Source organism: Nesterenkonia flava (assembly GCF_031432335.1).
Classification (GTDB): domain Bacteria; phylum Actinomycetota; class Actinomycetes; order Actinomycetales; family Micrococcaceae; genus Nesterenkonia; species Nesterenkonia flava.
This window is the reverse complement of sequence record NZ_JAVKGT010000073.1, coordinates 1-1,411: the sequence shown is the minus strand read 5'-3', so window position 1 is coordinate 1,411 and position 1,411 is coordinate 1. Positions and strand designations below refer to the sequence as shown.

Genomic DNA, 1,411 nt, shown 5'->3' with positions numbered 1-1,411 from the left:
CGACGAGACTCAGAGAAAGTCCCCGCGTAGCCAGGGGCCGTGCCTCATAGAAAAGTCCCCGGCAAAGGACGGGGTGGGGTTCGGCGACGATGGGGTATGCCGGATAAGGATGTCTCGTTGGCCACCAGGGTCGAGATCACCAAGAAATACGCTGCCGCCTACGAGGCTGCTTCGAAGAAGGACAAGTCGAAGATCCTGGACCAACTGGTCGAGGTCACCGGCTGGAACCGGGATCATGCCCGCCAGCAGCTACGACGCCGGCTGACCCAGCCGAGAGGACGCGCTACCGCCACTGTGGCAGTGATCGATCGGCGCAAGAGCCGGGGCCGGAAGTACTCCTACGACGCGATCAAAGTCTTACAGCACGTGTGGGCCACCGCCGGGGGTATCTGCGGCAAATACCTCGCCGCCTCAATGGCTGACTGGATCCAGGCGATGGAAGCCGCCGGGGCCCTGGTTCCTGGCCAAGACCGCTATAGCCGGCAGGTCCGGACTGAACTGCTGGCCATGAGCGCAGCCACCATCGATCGGTACCTGGCACCAGCGAAGGCCAGGGACCCTATCCGAGGGAAGTCGGCCACCAAACCGGGCAAACTGCTGCGCAACTCCATCAGTGTGCGCAAAGCAGGCGATGAAATCGAAGCCGAACCAGGGTTCTTCGAAGTCGACACCGTGGCCCACTGCGGGCCGACTTTGAAGGGTGAGTTCGCCCGGACGGTGAACTTCACCGATATGCATACCGGGTGGGTCTTCACCCGCGCGATCCGCAATAACGCGATGGTCAACATCGTCGCCGCCTTTGAGGAGTTCATCACCACGGTGCCGTTTATGGTCACCGGCATCGACTCCGACAACGGCAGCGAGTTCATCAACCACCAGGTGTTGGGTTGGTCCGCTGAGCGGAAGATCTTCTACACCCGGTCCCGGCCGTATCAGAAGAACGATCAGGCCACCATCGAGTCGAAGAACAACCACCTGGTCCGCCGCTACGGGTTCTACTACCGCTACGACACCGCGATCCAACGCGAACTACTCAACAGGCTCTGGGACCTGGTCTGTGACCGGCTGAACTACTTCACCCCCACCACCAAGCCCACCGGCTACACCGCCGATGCCATCGGGCGTCGTCGCCGGGTCTACGACAAACCCCGCACCCCCTACCAGCGGCTATTCGATGCCGGAGTCCTCAACCCAGCCCAACAGCAGGAGCTGGCCACCTACAAGGCCTCGCTGAACGTCGTTGAGATCGCCGCTGAGATCGACACGATCCAGCAACGGCTGATCGCCTTGGCCGCGATCCCGACTCGGCGCCTGGAGCGGGAGCTCGAGGACCAAGCCGCTCGGGCAATGCCCGAGGCCGATTGGATCAAACTCTACGGCTGACCCGGACCTGTTTCGCGGGGACTTTTAC

Annotated in this window: 1 protein-coding gene; it reads left to right on the top strand. The window is 62.3% G+C overall.

Annotated features, from left to right (window positions below; genetic code table 11):
* Positions 1–117: 117 nt before the first annotated feature.
* A complete protein-coding gene (locus RH857_RS13485; RefSeq protein WP_187118371.1) occupies positions 118–1,383 on the top strand; it encodes a DDE-type integrase/transposase/recombinase in 1,266 nt (421 codons plus the stop codon).
* Positions 1,384–1,411 lie beyond the last annotated feature (28 nt).